This is a genomic window from Methylocaldum sp., assembly GCF_035627495.1.
Classification (GTDB): domain Bacteria; phylum Pseudomonadota; class Gammaproteobacteria; order Methylococcales; family Methylococcaceae; genus Methylocaldum.
The window spans coordinates 73102-88467 of sequence record NZ_DASPLO010000150.1 but is presented as its reverse complement, the minus strand read 5'-3'; the positions used below and the strand labels follow the sequence as shown (position 1 = coordinate 88467).

Here is a 15366-nt window from a genome sequence, read left to right as displayed (position 1 = left end):
ACGTCCAACTGCTGGGCCACCCGCTGGTTCGATTCCGATTCGCAGGCCAGAACCAGCTTGGCTCGCAGGACCAGCGCCGCAGGCAGACTGCGCGAGCGCACCAGTGCCTCCAGTTGTTCGCGTTCAGCGGGTGTGATGACCGGTTCGGCTTTCGGGCGGCCGTTTTTCATTGGGTATCTCCTCAAATCTAAAGACACCCAGAAATTAAGCAAGATTTATGCTACGTATTAATGGGACATGACACTAGGGAAGCACTGAATAAAGATAGAACCCGTTCGTGTTGAGCCCTTCGACTGCACTCAGGATGAACTCCGCGAAGCGGAGTCGAAACATGAAAATCCGACACCTCGACTGCGCGCTACGCTCAGCGCGAACGGATTTATTCAAAGCTTTCCTAGTCCCAATCCCCTTCGCCGCGCCCAGGGCAAGTTTCACTCGGCGGAAGATTGAGCCAAATGCGCAAGATAGGTTCAGTGGTTCGTCCGATTTCGGACCTTGCCGAGTGGGATTCTCAAGCGTAATCTGAACCGGAGCCGCCGATCGAGGTTGACAGACTGAGGCCTGCAAAGGTTTAGGAACTCGTTCCGTAAGGGGGACTCCAATTTTTGTTGGGCTGGGAGCCAGGGAGGGGCGCTAATAACGGTCCGTTGCGGCTGTTTGCAGACTGGCCTTCAAAATAGAGGAGTTTGCTATGTATACCAAGTTCGCTCGTAAGCTCGGCAGGTTTGCATCGTCTCTTTCCGTGGCTGTTTTGTTGTCGTCCGCGTGTTCGGCAGTCGCCGCGAAAGATTGCTGGCTGGATCTCTACGATAAAGCTAATTACGAAGGTTCCCATATCCGCCTAAAAGGGCCGGCCGAGCTTTCCAGCCTCAAGTCACTGTACGGCGAGGATTGGAGCAACCGCATCGAAAGTGTGATCGTAGGACCCGATGCCGAGGTTTTTGCCTTTCGACAGGAGAACTTCAAGGACGATCCCCAGGGACCGATCAATCACCCGAATGAGCTTAAAGTCTGGGGAGAAAAGGACATCGGGAGTTACCAGGATTTGAAGATCAGCTTCGGACCCGGAAGCAAGGAGCACCACTTGGGCGACCTGAATTTCCACCGCAATATCAATTCGCTAACGGTCCAGTGCCGACGGTGAGACCGGTGCGCTCGATTTGAAGAGAATGAAATAGTGCACACCTTCGTGGGAGCGGGCTTTAGCCCGCGATATTGGGCAGCCCGCTCCCACAAGACCTCATCCATGTGCATCGCTTAGGATTGGACGAGGTGCTACAACCGAAAACGCTCTAGCGCCCGGCCTCCTGCCCAACGATCTGGTCGACGACGATCTTATAGCTTCCGTTATCCTCCGGCGCCAAAGCTTCGCTGAGACCCTGTAGATCGCCGGCTTCGGGTTTCGGCTGCCCGCCCTTCGAAATACGCGCGCCAATCACGATGCGGTCGAACGTCGAGAGCGTCATGCCTTGCATCATCGACATGGAATCGTCCAGGACGACTTCTACCGGCAGGTCTTTAGCCTGTTTGCGAACGACCGCCAAAGGCATGGGAGGACCCTCGGCCGCGCGGGCGAAGACGAACAGGGCGTCGTCCGGCGAGACCCGGCTTTTGAGGTTTTCGGCCAAGGTCACCGTGACGCGGATGTTTTTGCCCGCGCTCGTCGCGGCGGCGGGTGCCGTTGGCCCCGTCGGGGCAGGGAGTCCTTGAACCTGAGCGATGTACCCGGCAATTTGCTTGGATTCTTCGCTGCCCGGCGCGAACTGCTTTTTCAGCCTTTCCCAATACTCCACCGTTTTAGCGGCGTCCTTGCGCTCCGCGGCGGCGATTCCCGCCATCCAAAGCGCGGTTTGATGGTCGGGATTCTTCTTCAGGATTTCGTCGACGATTTCGGTTGGTTTGCCGGCCATGCTTCCCTGGTGTGTTTCGGCCAGAGCCTGGGCGTACAGAGCCTTGACATCAAGATCTTCGGGGGCGACTTTCAAGGCGAATTCGTAGGCCGTCACCGCCTTGTCCGGCTGATTGGTCGCTTGCAGGGAGCGGGCGAGCAATACCCAGCCTTCCAGATCGTTCGGCTGCTTGGCCAGCCTGTCCGCCAGTTGGCGTATGCTGTCCTGGACGTCGGCCATGTTCTCCGGCGCCTGCGTGCCGATGAGATCGATCCGCCCCAACGCTAGATAAAGGGTTAAGGCTAACACCGGAAGAACCATCAGGGTGGCGATAACGGCCGGGCGGCCTCGGGTGCTCGATTCGGTTTTCTTTTCTTCGACGGCCTCCAGATCGCCGAGCAGGTTCCGCTCGGATTCGGCGGTCAAGCGTTCCAGATCCTCCGGGCTTGCCGCTTCTTGTGCGAGTTCGGTTTGCCGTTGCCGGTGCAGGAGGACGTTGAGCCGCGCCCGGTTTACCCGTCCGCCGCCGGTTTTGCCAAGGAGTGCGGGAAGAAAAAAGACATAGCCCACTGTTAAAAGCAGCGCGGCCGAAAGCCAGAACCCCATCATCGATGTTTACCCTTCCAGATTATTTCTCAGCCGTTCCAAGCGTTTCTTTTCTTCATCCGTAAGCGCTAGGTCATCCGCCGTGTTGCGGCGTTTCACCTGTCGCCAGAGCAAGGCGCCGCCGGCGGCCAGAAGGAGGAATGGCCCGATCCACAAGAGGGCCGTCGTCACTTTGAATGGCGGGCGATAGAGCACGAAATCGCCGTAACGGTCGGTCAGGAATTTAACCGCTTCCTCTTCGTTTTTGCCGCTCTGGATGATGGTGTAAACCTCGTCCCGCAAATCCTGGGCAAGATCGGCATCGGAATCGGCCAGGGATTGGTTTTGGCAGACTAGGCAGCGAAGCTCTTCGATCAAGCGTTCATAACGCTGTTGCTTGTCCGGATCGTCGAAATGGCGGATTTCGATGGCTTGGGCAGTCAAGGGGAGGGCAAAGAGGAACGGCAGTAACCGGCGCATCATGAGGGTGTAGCCTGTAATTGGCGGATCAAGGGGAGCAGTTTCTTTTCCAGGATTTCGGGCGTGATCGGTCCGGTCTGCTTGTGGCGGATGACGCCGTCGCGGTCGACGACGAAGGTTTCCGGCACGCCGTACACGCCCCAGTCGATTCCCGTCTTGCCCTCGGGATCGAAGGCGCTGGCCGTATAGGGATCGCCGAAGCGCTGCAGCCAGGCGAGGGCTTTATCCCGCTCGTCCTTATAGTTGAGGCCGTAAATGGGGACGATATTTTGCTTGGCGAGTTGCAGCAACACCGGATGCTCTTCCCGGCAAGAGGCGCACCAGGAGGCCCAAACGTTCACCAGGCTCACCTGACCTTTGAGATCGTCGCGGCTCAGGGTCTTGGCGGCGTCCGCCACCTGCGGCAATGCGAACATGGGCGCGGGCTTGCCGATAAAAGGCGAAGGCACTTCTCTGGGATTCAGGGTCAGACCGATGCCGAGAAAGATCACCATGACGGCGAACACGGCCAGGGGAATGAGATAGCGCATGGTTGGTTATGAAGATGCGGTTGCGAAAAGAGAAGTACTATAAATTAAAACAAATGTAGGCCGGGATAAGGCGCTAGCCGTTTCCGGCATTCTTCTGTTCGCCGGAAACGCTTCGCTTATTTTATTCCGGCCTACAAAAGGATGGGTTCCGCATTTCCGGCAAATGACCTTTACGCCTTAGGCCGGTTTGCGTTCAGCCGATTCGCCCCAAACTTCCGCCTGGCGAGTCGCCAAACGGTAACGCCGGTCCGCGGCGGAGAACAAACCGCCGGTCATCATCAATAATCCTCCCAGCCAAATCCAGCGGATGAACGGCTTGTAATAGACCCGCACGCTCCAGGCGCCGGCATCCATCCGATCGCCGAGCGCGACATAAAGATCGCGGGTGAGGCCCGGATCGATGGCCGCCTCGGTCATGGTATTGCGCTGCACCCGGTAGATACGCTTTTGCGGGCGGAGCTCGGTCACGTCTCCGTCGCCCCGCTGCACACGGAAATCGCCTTGCTGGGCGATGAAGTTCGGGCCCTGTACCTCGGTCACACCCTTGAACGTAAAGGTGTAATCGCCCAATGTCGAGGATTCGCCCGGCGCAAGCCGCACGATCTTTTCCTCGCTGTACCGGTCGGACAGGACGACCCCGGTAAGAAACACGGCGATGCCCATATGGGCCAGGGTCATGCCGTAGATGCTCCGGGACTGCGCCTTGAAGCCCTGAAGCGCGGATTCGCGCAGCCGCACCCGGTTCCACAGGCTGAGCAGCGCGCTGGCCGCGAGCCAGAAGGCCATGCCCAATCCGGCCATGGTCTTGATGTCCTTGGCATCCCAGAAAATCGCGGTCGACACCACGCCCAGCAGCAGGCTCCCGAGGAAAACATAACGTACGCGCCGCCCGATCTTGCCGAGGTCGGCCTCGCGCCAGGCGAACATCGGCGCGATGCCGGCCAGCAGAAAAACAGGAGTCATCAGCGGGCCGAACACGCTGGCGAAATAAGGCGACCCGACGGAAATCTTGCCCAACTGCAAGGCATCGAGGATCAAGGGATACAGCGTTCCCAACAGAATGCTGGCGGCGGCCGTGACCAGCAGGACGTTGTTCAGCAGCAGAAGATTTTCCTTGGACACGAAGCCGTAACGGACATGGTCTTTGACCCTCGGCGCCCTGACCGCATACAGCAGCAGCGAACCGCCCACCACCACGGCCAGGAAGACCAATATGAAGAGTCCTCGAGCGGGATCAGATGCGAAGGCGTGTACCGAGGTCAGGACGCCGGAGCGCACCAGGAAGGTTCCCAAAAGGCTCAGCGAAAAGGCGAAGATGGCGAGCAGCACGGTCCACGCCTTGAAGGCGCCGCGCTTTTCGGTGACCGCCAGCGAGTGGAGCAGGGCGGTCGCTACCAGCCAGGGCATGAACGACGCGTTTTCCACCGGGTCCCAGAACCACCAGCCGCCCCAGCCGAGTTCGTAATACGCCCACCAGGAGCCGAGCACGATGCCGAAGGTGAGGAACACCCAGGCGATCAGCGTCCAGGGCCGCGACCAGCGCGCCCAGGCCGAATCCAGGGAACCGCCGAGAAGCGCGGCGATGGCAAAGCTGAACGCCACCGAAAGGCCGACATAGCCCATGTACAGCATCGGCGGATGCACCGTCATGCCGATATCTTGCAACAGGGGATTGAGATCGTTGCCGTCCGCGGGCGGCGGGAAATGGCGCTCGAAGGGATTGGAGGTCAACAGGATGAACAGCAGGATGCCGACGCTGACAAGGCCCATGACACCCAGGACGCGAGCCAGGAATTCCTCGGACAGGCTGCGGCTGAAGATCGTAACCATCACCGTCCATACGCCCATGATCAGCGCCCACAAAAGCATCGATCCCTCATGAGCGCCCCAAGCGGCCGAGATGCGGTAATAAAGGGGCAGGGCGGAATTGGAGTTCCGCGCCACGTAGAGCACGGAAAAATCGTGATTCACGAAACTCCCGATCAGGCAGGCGAAGGCCACGGCCAGGAAAAAGAACTGAGCGCGTCCGGCGGCGCGCCCCACCGCCATCCAGACCGGCACGCCCTGGGCCGCGCCCAGCAGCGGAAAGACCGACTGCAGAAGCGCCATGAGCAGCGCCATGATGACGGCGATATGTCCCAATTCCGCGATCATTTCTTCCACCCCTGGTAATCGGCCGGCATCTGCCCTCCTTGCTTCAGGGCGTCCGCGACTTCGGGCGGCATATAGTTCTCGTCGTGCTTGGCGAGAACTTCGCTGGCCTCGAACACGCCCGCTGCGCTGATCTGCCCGACCGAGATGATGCCTTGGCCCTCCCGGAACAAGTCGGGAAGGATTCCGGTGTAGACGACGGGAACCGTGGAGGCGCCGTCGGTGACGGAAAAACGTATGGTTAGGCTATCCGGTGCCCGCTGCACGCTGCCCTGAACCACCAGGCCGCCCACGCGAAACGGGTAACCCTTGGGCGCTTCGCCGGCGGCGACTTGCGACGGCGTGTAGAAATACAGCAGATTCTTCTGGAACGCGGTGAGCGCCAGAAAAGTCGCCAGGCTGACGCCGATCAGGATCAGCCCGACCACAATCATGCGGCGGCGGCGCGGCGTCATGACAGTTTACCCTCCTGTTTCAGCCGGCGGGCGATGCTTTTCAGCACCTCGGATTTTCGGCGTGCCGCCAGAAAGACATTGATGCCCAAAACGACAAACATCAAGCCGTAGGACGTCCACACATAAAAACCGTAGCCGCCCATGGAAAAAAACTGTTCCCAATTCATGGAATCGATTGAAACTCGTTGAGACTGTTAACCCGTTATTAAACCATATCGAGGCGATAATAATTGCGCGATTGAAGTAAATCCTGAAAAACTGATGGATTCGGACGTTTTTCAAAACGATTCGATCGCTCCATCGGACCCCTTAAGGCCCGAACAGTTCCTTAGGAGGTGGTCGCCAATAACATCCCGTTTTTACATGAAAACGATTGTTGTAGGGTGGGTTAGGCGCGCCTTGCCACAAACTAATTTATGCCCGCGAAACTCTCCGCGCGCCGTAACCCACCAGGCAAGGCCGCGGAACCGGTGGGTTACGGCGCGCGGAAACCCCAGAGGAACTTTTGCAGGTTCCGTGCGATGCGCGCCTAACCCACCCTACACCCGACACGCGAATCGGAACGTCGTTCTTGGCTATGTCAGCGGACCCTACCCCCATAGGCCGGTTGCCCCAGGCTTGTCGAAGAATTTGGATGGCCAACGGGAATAATAGGCTCTGGTTCTCAGCCGGCTTTCTCGAAAGCCAGCACCAAATAGCGCAGCAGCCCCGACCGGCTGGCCCATTCGGCGAACAAGGTCTCCATGACGGCCGACACCGTTTTCACAGACACGTCTTTAGCCAGCTTTCGCACGAAATCGTAGGTAGGCAGGGTATTGGCCGTGATGTCCTGCTCGTGCCGAACGATGAACCCTGTTTCCTCGGCCAAACGGCGATAGTCCGGCAAGGTGCAGTGAAACCTGCAACGCCCGTAAAAGCCGGCCGAAGCCGGCCAGCGGGAGGCGAAAATCATGGCGGGGCGCAATAAGGCGGTCGGGACGAAATCGGACAGGGCCAAGCGTCCGCCGGGTTTCAGCACCCGATAAGCCTCTTCGAAGAACCGCTTTCGGCTCGGGAAATGAAAGATGCATTCGACCGCGAGAGCCGCGTCGAAACTGTGATCCGCGAAGGGCAGAGTGCAGGCATCGGCCTGAACCCAGCTCAAGATATTTCCGGACTCGGCCGAAACGCGTTTGTCCGCTCGCTGCAATTGCCGCCGGTCGATATTCAGGCCGGAAACGCCGATATTCCGGAATCTGTTATTGAGGCTCCCGATCGTACCACCGAATCCGCAGCCCGCATCCAATATCCGCTGGCCGTTCTCGACCTCGGCCGCCGCGTAAACTAATTCGGAAAGCCGCTCCGCCGCCGCCGCGAAATCTTCCGACGACCCATCCGCTTGCGCCGGATCGGACCAATAACCCCAGTGGACATGGCGTCCGAAGGCTTGCTCCAAAGCTGGATGGCCTTGATCCAAGAGGTTTAAAAGCGCGTCGAAATAAGGCAGTTTGACCGGACTGGACATGGTTGATCGTCTCACGCGTGGAACGAGGGCCGTGGTCGGGGTTGGATCGGCGTAGATGCTTGTATACTACCAAGCGTTTGAGCAGTAACGAAAACTTCAGCGCCGTTCCCGAATCGCGCGGCCGTGTTACCGGCCCTCTCGTTGAAGCGCTGCCTCCGTATCTCCCGGACCGACACCTCATGAATCCCCAAGCTTCAGCCCTAGACAAATTTCTCGATCAACACCCCATTGAAAGCAAAGGGGACATTCTGATCCTCCGCGCCGTGCCGGGGGAGTATCTCCGGCGGTTCAGCGGACGATCGATTGTGTGCCAGCAGACTTACAAGCCCGATGCCGACGCATTGGCCAGATTCGGCGTCAATGTCGTCACCGATCCCGATGCGCCGTGCGACCTCTGCATTGTCTTTGCGACCAAGCACAAGGAGGAAACCCTTTACCACATGGCGCGGGCGGCTTCCTTGCTGGAGGAGGGGGGCTCGCTCGTGGTTTCCGCCGCCAACGACTTGGGCGCTCCCTCGCTGGAAAAGCGTTGCGCGGAACTGCTCGGCGGCGTTCAGTCGTTCAGCAAGCATAAATGCCGTGTCTTTCGGGGGCGGAAAGCGTCGGGCCGGCTCAACGAAGAATTGATGGCGTCTTGGCTTCGAGCCGGCCAACTGCAGCCGATATCGGGAACGGATCTGGTGAGCCGTCCCGGCGTATTCAGCTGGAACCGCATCGATCCCGGCTCGCGCCTCCTCGCTGAATATTTACCGGAAGACCTGGGCGGACACGGCGCGGACCTCGGTGCGGGGTACGGCTATCTGAGCCATACGCTGCTCTCCCGCTCTCATGCCGTCACCGAGCTGCATCTGTTCGAAGCGGAGCAGAAAGCGCTGGAAGCCGCCCGGCGCAACCTCGCCGCATTCGCCTCCGGCGTGCGGTTACATTTCCATTGGCACGACGTTACCGCCGGACTGCCCATCGACAGGCTCGATTTCGTCATTATGAACCCGCCGTTTCACACCGGTCGGGACGCAGAGCCCGGCTTAGGCCAAGCCTTCATCCGCGTGGCTCTGGCTTCCCTGAAGTCTGGCGGCCGTCTCTACTTCGTCGCCAACCGGCATTTGCCATATGAAAAGGTTATTCGAACGTTCGCCGGACGCGAAAAAACGCTAGCCGAACGCGACGGCTATAAGGTCATGGAAGTGCGGAAATAAGAGGCAGTCGAACTATAAACTCGCTGCCTTTGCCGGGGCCGTCGCTTTTTGCCTCGATTCGTCCGCCGTGCAGCTCCACGATTTTCCGCACGATGGTTAAGCCCAACCCAAGGCCGCCTTGCGAGCGGTCCAGCGTACGTTGGCCTTGTGTGAAGATATCGAAAAGATAGGGCAACAAGGTACTGGGAATACCTTCTCCCGTATCTCGCACCGAGATCACCGCTTCGCCGTCCTCGCGGGTAACCGTCAGCCAAATCCGTCCTCCTTGCCGGGTGTATTTGGCCGCGTTGTTGAGCAGATTGGACACCACTTGAGTCAGGCGCACGAGATCCCCTTCGAGAGGCATCGGTTCATTGGGCATTGAAGCGGAAAATGTATGATGTTGGGCCTCGATATACGATTGGCTCGTTTCGATCGCCTGATGGATAACCGTGGCGATGTCCAGCGGAGCTTTGTGCAGGGTCAGCTTGCCCTGAACGATCCGCGACACATCCAGGAGATCGTCGACCAGCCTCGCTAAGTGATCCACCTGGCGATCCACCACGTCTCGAGCCCAGAGCACTCTGGGATGATTCACGTCGAGCTTGTGCATGATCTGGACGGCATTGCGGATGGGCGCCAAGGGATTCCGGAGCTCATGGCCGAGCATGGCGAGGAATTCGGTTTTCCGCCGGTCGGCCTCACGGAGCATCTCCTCCGCTTGCTTGCGCTCGGTGATGTTAGTATGCGAAATCACCGCTGCGCCAGAAGGAGCCCGAAGCGGGGTGACTTGCATGACGAACCAGCGTTCCTGGTCTGGGGCGTGGCAGGGATACTCGAGTGTGAAGCTTTCCCGCTCGCCCTTCAGCACGCCTAGGATACCCGTGTACGCCGACGATGCTTCGGCCGAAACAACGCCGGAGCTGTCTCGGCACACTTCCAGATAATTCGCACCGACTTGCGTACCCGGCACGGGTACTCCGGGTTCCGGGCTGTTTTCGCGTGCGAAGCGTTGCCAGGCTTGATTTACGGCCAGGATGTTTCCCTCGCGGTCTACTACAGCAACATGCTCGAGCAGGGAGTCGAGTATGGCACGATTCAGCGCCTCACTGGTTTGCAGGGCTTCCTCGACTCGCTTGCGCTCGGTAATATCGAGGGCCACGCCACCAACGAATTTGTTTCCCGCGGCATCTTGGAAGGGAAACTTGAAAATCCACCAACAGCAGCGTTTTCCGTCGGCATCGGGGGCTTCCTCGGTGATTTCGACGGTTTTGCCATGGGTCAGGGCTTCCCGGTCGTTTTTTTGGAATTGCTCCGCGCTCTCGCGCGGCCAGAGTTCGAAATCCGTTTTCCCGCGCCAATCGTCCAGTCTTACCCGCATGCGGTCTTCATACGTCTTGCTGAGATACGCATACCGCCCCTGCTCGTCTTTCATCCAGGCGACGGCCGGGCTATTGTCCATAAAGGCATGAAATCGCGCTTCGCTTTGCATGAAATCCTGCACCAGCTCGGTGATATCGGCCAATGCCGCGACAGCGCCGCGCGGGCAGCCGTCACGATGGAACAGAGGCGCCGCCCGGCCGGTCAGAAAGCGGCGTTTGCCCGTGGGCAGAACGACCTCCAGCGCAGTTGCCTCGACCGGCCGGCCGGTCGCAATTGCCCGTTGCAGCGGTAATTCGATGGGCGCGAAACGAACCTTAGGCCAACGCTGTACGACGTTCATCTGGGGTGAGTGCTCAACGCTCTGGCCCATGTTTGCCGCGGCATCGACCCCAAGTAAGGCGATCGCAGGGGGGTTGGCTATCACAACATCGCAGCGGGCGTCCTGGGCGATCCATACCGGTATCGGAACGGTATTGAACAGGCCGGTTAGCTCTTCATCGCTTTGGCGCAACGCCTCTTCGGCTTTTTTGCGCTCGGTAACGTCATGGATGAAGCCGTGCCCGAGGATGCCACCCTCCGGTTCGATTTCCGGTACGGCACGCCCCTCGATCCAGATTTCACCCTTGACCGGGTGCCGTATGCGCCATTCGGCTTGCCACTCGCACAGGGTGCGCGCCGACTCCGTCATCGTAGCGTGTAAGTATTCGAGATCGTCGGGATGAACCAAGGCAAAGGCAGGCGCCGCATCGTCCACCAGGTCCTCGGGTGGAAGGCCGTAAATTTCCGTCCACCTGGGGCTGGCATAGGGAAGGCAAGCGGTACCGTCGGGTTTGAGTCGAAAGGAACAAATGGCCAGCGGCACCGTGGCCACGATCTTGGCCATCTGTTCCTCCAGTTCGGATCGCCTTTTTTCGGTTTGCCGGTGTTCCGCTATTTCGGCTTTCAATTGTGCCTTTCGTTCAATCACCTCGTGCAGCGCCCGCCGTTCCATCGTTCGCAAACGCGCGATCACCACGCTCATCAGCATTCCCACCGCCAACAGCAGCGCTACGCGCAGCCGCTCTCTCTCCTCGGCGATATACAGCGAATCGTAGGGTTCCTCCAAAAAGTAGACACTCGCTACGGCACTCAATACCGTGGCGAAGCACCCGGCTCGGAAGTCACCGAACCAGGTTGCGAACAGGACTGCGACCAGAAAAAGAAGCAGGGGAGGCGATCCCCCGAAGATCGGCTGTAGAGACTCTAAGACGAGCAGAATGGCAAAAACCGCCAGCACCGCCACCACATAACCGTTCAGGAAAAGGCGTTTAACGTGAAGCTCCATCTTTCCAACGCTGTTTCTGCGGAGTTAAGCGAATCCGCAATTTTACCGTTCCGCGTCTTGAAATGTTGATAAATCGGGCGCGAGTTTCGCAATCGGCCGTTTGGGCAAAGCGATTCGCCCCTACTGTCTGTTGCGGGAAGCAGGCTTAGGAGTCGCGAACGACTACCCCGGACGGGCGGGTGGGCTAAGGCTACAAGGACGTGTACCGGCGATGCCGCCCGAAGAGCCGCCGCGCGGTTCATCCCCACGGACGTGGGGGTGAGCGGCGGGCTTAGGAGCTGCGAACGACCGCCCTGGATGGGCGGGCTGGCTGAGGCCACAGGGAGGTGTGCTTGCGATGCCGCTCAAATTACCGCCCGGTTCATCCCCACGGACGTGGGGAACAGGCCTTTAGCCCGTCCTTGCTCACCATCGGGCCGGGTTCATCCCCACGGACGTGGGGAACAGAGCTGCGATAGCTCGGCCTCCCGATGATTGGCCGGTTCATCCCCACGGACGTGGGGAACAGCGTAAGCCGTGAAGTAATCTATTGTGTATCTACGGTTCATCCCCACGGACGTGGGGAACAGTGGCCGCTAATCCTATTGACCTCCAAGCGCTCCGGTTCATCCCCACGGACGTGGGGAACAGGGCGCTGTTACGCCCGACGATACGGGCACCCGCGGTTCATCCCCACGGACGTGGGGAACAGCACATTACAAAAGTCTCTAAAGATCCTAAATCCGGTTCATCCCCACGGACGTGGGGAACAGATCTCGCGAACTACGCCAAAGGCTGGAAGGGGCGGTTCATCCCCACGGACGTGGGGAACAGTGCAGGACCATACGGCGGAGTCGATTAAATCGCGGTTCATCCCCACGGACGTGGGGAACAGTTATTAGGTTACAGTAGCGCTAAACGGAGTAGCGGTTCATCCCCACGGACGTGGGGAACAGTTGTCGTCGACCACATAGCCGCCAAACGAATTCGGTTCATCCCCACGGACGTGGGGAACAGGTCCGGAACTCGTCCCGCCAGAACTTGAAAACCGGTTCATCCCCACGGACGTGGGGAACAGCCGTTGAAATCAACGAGTATTGCCAACGGGTTCGGTTCATCCCCACGGACGTGGGGAACAGTCCGGTTACGGCGAGCGAGCCGGTTTCAGTGCCGGTTCATCCCCACGGACGTGGGGAACAGCGCTCCATAACTCGCATACAGTAGCCTCGTAGCGGTTCATCCCCACGGACGTGGGGAACAGATCGATTGGGCCGCGCTCCCGGTCATTGCCGCCGGTTCATCCCCACGGACGTGGGGAACAGACAAAGAGCGTTCCCGGGCGAAAGCGATTGAGCGGTTCATCCCCACGGACGTGGGGAACAGGCGAACTCAACAAGCGCATTTGTTATCAATAACGGTTCATCCCCACGGACGTGGGGAACAGACCATTTCTAACTCGTTGTTAAAAATAGCAAAAAACACCGGTTGAAATTCTACCGGCGAATCGCCGTTTTGAAAACGCAAAAATCGGGTTGTTAAAGAGCATCTTTTCCCTCTCCGTTTGCCGGTTCGGGCGGATAGAAAGACACCAGTTTCAGGCCATCCAGCTCCACTGGCATACGCCGGTTCTTGCCGAGGGTGACGAAGTCGAAGCCCGACTCGGTATTGGTGGACCACACCATCACTGCGTTGCCGTCTCCGATGCCCGTCTCGATTTGGGCCCAGAGCATCTCGCGCACCCGTTTGGACAAATCGCCGACGTACACGCCGGCGCGCACTTCCACCAGCCACACGGCCAGGCGGCCGCGCAGCCGGGGCGGAACGTTTTCAACCACGATGACCAGCATCGCCGAGGCTCTTGGGGTTAGGGATCGCGGGGCCGACGGCGTCTTCCGGGGCTTCCGGCGGTTCCAATCCGCCCGCGGCGAGCACGTCTTCGATGGTGGGAATGATCTGCTGCAGAAGTTTGGTCTGCCGGAATACATCCCGGCAGGCGAGGCGGACGGCGCGTTCCGGCTCGCCCGGCTCCTGGGAGGCGATCTTGAAGGCGACCGGCACGACGGTGTCGAATTTGAATAGGTCGGCGATGTCGTAGACGAAGGACAGGGGCTTTCCGGTGTGGATGAAACCCACCGCCGGCGCGTAGCCTGCGGCCAGCACCGCCGCCTCGGTGATGCCGTACAGACAGGCGGTGGCGGAGCTGACGCAGCGGTTGGGCAGATCGCCGGAGCCCCATTCGTCGGCGTCGTAGTTGCGATGTTTCCAGGTAACGCCATAGCGCTTGGCCAGCAGTTCGTACAATTTTCTTACCCGCGCGCCCTCGATGCCTCGGAGCTGTTGGACGCTGCGCCGCTCCGGCGGTTTTTCCTTGAAGCGGAACTCGTACATCTTGCGCACCACCTTGAGCCGGGCGTCTTCATCGAGAGCGAGTTTGGCCTGATACAGAAGACGATCGGAGCGCGCGCCGCCCGGCTGGCCCGAAGCGTAGAGCCTGACACCCGCTTCGCCCACCCAAACCAGTAAGGTTCCGACCCGAGCCGCCAACGCCGCCGCCCGGTGCGACACCCGCGTGCCCGGTTCCAGCATGATGCAGGCGATCGAGCCCACCGGAATGTGGGTTCGCACGCCGGTTTTATCGATCACCACGAACGAGCCGTCGAGCACGTCGATCTCGCCGTATTCGATAAAGATGAGGGAGACGCGCTCTTTCATGGCGATGGGTTTGAGGGGAGGGAGAAGATCGGTCATGACGGATTTTCTGAGGCGACCGGCGATGACTCGCCGGCCAGTCGCAGTGCGTCCTTGATCACACTTTCAGCCAGGTAATAACCGGAGTCCACAAGAGCTGCCACCAGCGGCCGAACCTCAGGCACCAATCCGGATCGCTTGGCGAGCACCAGCACGCCCAAAGCGCCGATGACCGGCAGCCCCAGCCGCAAGGCGGCTTGGCGGCCAGCCCGGTCATCCATGACCACACCGGCCCCCAACTCGAGAGCCGCCGCAATGGCGCTGGCTTCGCCGTCGTCGACACCCCAGGAGGGATGCGCGGCCGGCGCCTGGCACACACTCAGCTGGCCGGCATCAACCGCAGCCCGGATGCTCGCGCACTCGCTGCGGTCGATGCCGGCCAGGCATTCGGCCAGCACGGTTTCCGTGACCCAGACGCGCGCGAATAGCGCCGCCAAAAGCGGCAAAGCCTCCAGCCGCGCCAGCGCGATCAAAGGACTGGTATCGGCGATGACGACCTCAACCGAACGCGTCAAGCTCTTGCTCCAAATCACCGGGCCGGGGACGCCCGATGGGGATGTGCAGCTCGGCCAATCGATCCATGAAATTCACCACGCTCATGCCTGCCAGCCGCGCCGCTTGGCCGAGGGATAAGGCTTCCTCGTCGAACAGCTTCACGGCCAAGGCCACATTCACGCCCTCACGCAACAGGATTTCATCGAAGGGTACGGCTACGAAGATCGGCTGCCCATGTTTGGTGACGACGGAAAGCTTCCCCGCCTCGGCGTCGCGCACCAGTTCGCCGGTTCGGTCGCGCAAATCGCGGATCGTAAAGGTGTGCATGATGTTTACTCCAAATGTGCCCACAAGTAGGGGAGCAATTTATCCCAAGCGCCGTACTAACAGCAAACCGCAGCCGAAGGCTTTGGCGGGGCCGGAGACTCCCACGCCGTAATCCACGGTGAACGTAGTTTTTCCCGGCTCCTTTTTCCCTCCGCAAAGGGGCACCTCGAAAAACCTGTTCCGTTCATGCTTCGACAAGCTCAGCACGAACGGAACCGCTTGATTTTCATGGAGCCGTTCGCACTGAGCCTGTCGAAGTGCGAGGTTTTTCGAGGTGCCCAAAGGGGGCAACATGCCGTCAAGTCGATCATTTTTCGATCCTCAGAGCGTTTTTCGTCCAA

General features: G+C 59.6%; 15 protein-coding genes and 1 CRISPR repeat array. Of the genes, 2 read left to right on the top strand and 13 right to left on the bottom strand.

Annotated elements, in window-relative coordinates; translation table 11 throughout:
* Positions 1–691: 691 nt before the first annotated feature.
* The gene (locus VEB01_RS12535) at positions 692–1144 is read left to right on the top strand and encodes a beta/gamma crystallin domain-containing protein (RefSeq protein ID WP_324875916.1); all 453 of its coding nucleotides are present in this window, start codon (positions 692–694) and stop codon (positions 1142–1144) included.
* 148 nt (positions 1145–1292) lie between these two features.
* Here the strand turns inward: VEB01_RS12535 and ccmI are convergent, their stop codons facing one another.
* The 7 genes from ccmI to VEB01_RS12500 all read right to left on the bottom strand — a co-directional run bounded on the left by ccmI (position 1293) and on the right by VEB01_RS12500 (position 7594).
* Positions 1293–2498, bottom strand: a complete 1206-nt coding sequence (gene ccmI, locus VEB01_RS12530; protein ID WP_324875914.1) for a c-type cytochrome biogenesis protein CcmI — start codon at positions 2496–2498, stop codon at positions 1293–1295.
* 6 nt (positions 2499–2504) lie between these two features.
* Positions 2505–2957: a cytochrome c-type biogenesis protein gene (locus VEB01_RS12525; RefSeq protein ID WP_324875912.1), complete on the bottom strand. Its 453-nt coding sequence runs from the start codon at positions 2955–2957 to the stop codon at positions 2505–2507.
* Positions 2954–3484 carry a DsbE family thiol:disulfide interchange protein gene (locus VEB01_RS12520; RefSeq protein WP_324875910.1) on the bottom strand — a complete coding sequence of 177 codons (531 nt, stop codon included), beginning with the start codon at positions 3482–3484 and terminating at the stop codon, positions 2954–2956. The genes VEB01_RS12525 and VEB01_RS12520 overlap by 4 nt, the downstream gene beginning before the upstream one ends.
* Before the next feature lie 177 nt (positions 3485–3661).
* On the bottom strand, positions 3662–5638 hold the full coding sequence (locus tag VEB01_RS12515) for a heme lyase CcmF/NrfE family subunit (RefSeq protein WP_324875908.1): 1977 nt from the start codon (positions 5636–5638) through the stop codon (positions 3662–3664).
* Positions 5635–6090, bottom strand: coding sequence for a cytochrome c maturation protein CcmE (gene ccmE / locus VEB01_RS12510; RefSeq protein WP_324875907.1), 456 nt, complete (start codon positions 6088–6090; stop codon positions 5635–5637). The genes VEB01_RS12515 and ccmE overlap by 4 nt, the downstream gene beginning before the upstream one ends.
* Positions 6087–6257, bottom strand: a complete 171-nt coding sequence (gene ccmD / locus VEB01_RS12505; protein WP_324875905.1) for a heme exporter protein CcmD — start codon at positions 6255–6257, stop codon at positions 6087–6089. Before ccmD ends, ccmE begins: the two co-directional genes overlap by 4 nt.
* 497 nt (positions 6258–6754) lie before the next feature.
* Entirely contained in the window at positions 6755–7594 is an 840-nt protein-coding gene (locus tag VEB01_RS12500; protein WP_324875903.1) for a class I SAM-dependent methyltransferase, read from the bottom strand.
* Between the two features lie 59 nt (positions 7595–7653).
* On the opposite strand from VEB01_RS12500, the gene VEB01_RS12495 reads away from it, so the two are divergent.
* A complete protein-coding gene (locus tag VEB01_RS12495; RefSeq protein WP_324875902.1) occupies positions 7654–8790 on the top strand; it encodes a class I SAM-dependent methyltransferase in 1137 nt (378 codons plus the stop codon).
* Here the strand turns inward: VEB01_RS12495 and VEB01_RS12490 are convergent.
* From VEB01_RS12490 to VEB01_RS12465, 6 genes are all read right to left on the bottom strand, one after another.
* Positions 8771–11476, bottom strand: coding sequence for a PAS domain-containing sensor histidine kinase (locus tag VEB01_RS12490; protein ID WP_324875900.1), 2706 nt, complete (start codon positions 11474–11476; stop codon positions 8771–8773). The two genes, VEB01_RS12495 and VEB01_RS12490, sit on opposite strands and share 20 nt — an antisense overlap.
* Positions 11477–11833: 357 nt before the next feature.
* A CRISPR array of direct repeats spans positions 11834–12899; the repeat unit is 29 nt; unit sequence CGGTTCATCCCCACGGACGTGGGGAACAG.
* Between the two features lie 91 nt (positions 12900–12990).
* Positions 12991–13302, bottom strand: a complete 312-nt coding sequence (gene cas2e / locus VEB01_RS12485; protein ID WP_324875898.1) for a type I-E CRISPR-associated endoribonuclease Cas2e — start codon at positions 13300–13302, stop codon at positions 12991–12993.
* Entirely contained in the window at positions 13283–14203 is a 921-nt protein-coding gene (gene cas1e, locus VEB01_RS12480; RefSeq protein WP_324875896.1) for a type I-E CRISPR-associated endonuclease Cas1e, read from the bottom strand. The genes cas2e and cas1e overlap by 20 nt, the downstream gene beginning before the upstream one ends.
* Positions 14200–14718 carry a PIN domain-containing protein gene (locus VEB01_RS12475; RefSeq protein ID WP_324875894.1) on the bottom strand — a complete coding sequence of 173 codons (519 nt, stop codon included), beginning with the start codon at positions 14716–14718 and terminating at the stop codon, positions 14200–14202. The genes cas1e and VEB01_RS12475 overlap by 4 nt, the downstream gene beginning before the upstream one ends.
* Positions 14702–15025 (bottom strand): type II toxin-antitoxin system prevent-host-death family antitoxin, encoded by a 324-nt coding sequence (locus VEB01_RS12470; RefSeq protein ID WP_324875892.1) that lies wholly within the window; start codon positions 15023–15025, stop codon positions 14702–14704. Before VEB01_RS12470 ends, VEB01_RS12475 begins: the two co-directional genes overlap by 17 nt.
* Before the next feature lie 39 nt (positions 15026–15064).
* On the bottom strand, positions 15065–15319 hold the full coding sequence (locus VEB01_RS12465; RefSeq protein WP_324875889.1) for a hypothetical protein: 255 nt from the start codon (positions 15317–15319) through the stop codon (positions 15065–15067).
* Between the last annotated feature and the right edge of the window lie 47 nt (positions 15320–15366).

Coding starts and splice junctions, on each gene's coding strand:
- VEB01_RS12535 (WP_324875916.1), top strand. CDS start 692: ATGTATACCAAGTTCGCTCGTAAGCTCGGCAGGTTTGCATCGTCTCTT.
- ccmI (WP_324875914.1), bottom strand. CDS start 2,498: ATGATGGGGTTCTGGCTTTCGGCCGCGCTGCTTTTAACAGTGGGCTAT.
- VEB01_RS12525 (WP_324875912.1), bottom strand. CDS start 2,957: ATGATGCGCCGGTTACTGCCGTTCCTCTTTGCCCTCCCCTTGACTGCC.
- VEB01_RS12520 (WP_324875910.1), bottom strand. CDS start 3,484: ATGCGCTATCTCATTCCCCTGGCCGTGTTCGCCGTCATGGTGATCTTT.
- VEB01_RS12515 (WP_324875908.1), bottom strand. CDS start 5,638: ATGATCGCGGAATTGGGACATATCGCCGTCATCATGGCGCTGCTCATG.
- ccmE (WP_324875907.1), bottom strand. CDS start 6,090: ATGACGCCGCGCCGCCGCCGCATGATTGTGGTCGGGCTGATCCTGATC.
- ccmD (WP_324875905.1), bottom strand. CDS start 6,257: ATGAATTGGGAACAGTTTTTTTCCATGGGCGGCTACGGTTTTTATGTG.
- VEB01_RS12500 (WP_324875903.1), bottom strand. CDS start 7,594: ATGTCCAGTCCGGTCAAACTGCCTTATTTCGACGCGCTTTTAAACCTC.
- VEB01_RS12490 (WP_324875900.1), bottom strand. CDS start 11,476: ATGGAGCTTCACGTTAAACGCCTTTTCCTGAACGGTTATGTGGTGGCG.
- cas2e (WP_324875898.1), bottom strand. CDS start 13,302: ATGCTGGTCATCGTGGTTGAAAACGTTCCGCCCCGGCTGCGCGGCCGC.
- cas1e (WP_324875896.1), bottom strand. CDS start 14,203: ATGACCGATCTTCTCCCTCCCCTCAAACCCATCGCCATGAAAGAGCGC.
- VEB01_RS12470 (WP_324875892.1), bottom strand. CDS start 15,025: ATGCACACCTTTACGATCCGCGATTTGCGCGACCGAACCGGCGAACTG.
- VEB01_RS12465 (WP_324875889.1), bottom strand. CDS start 15,319: ATGTTGCCCCCTTTGGGCACCTCGAAAAACCTCGCACTTCGACAGGCT.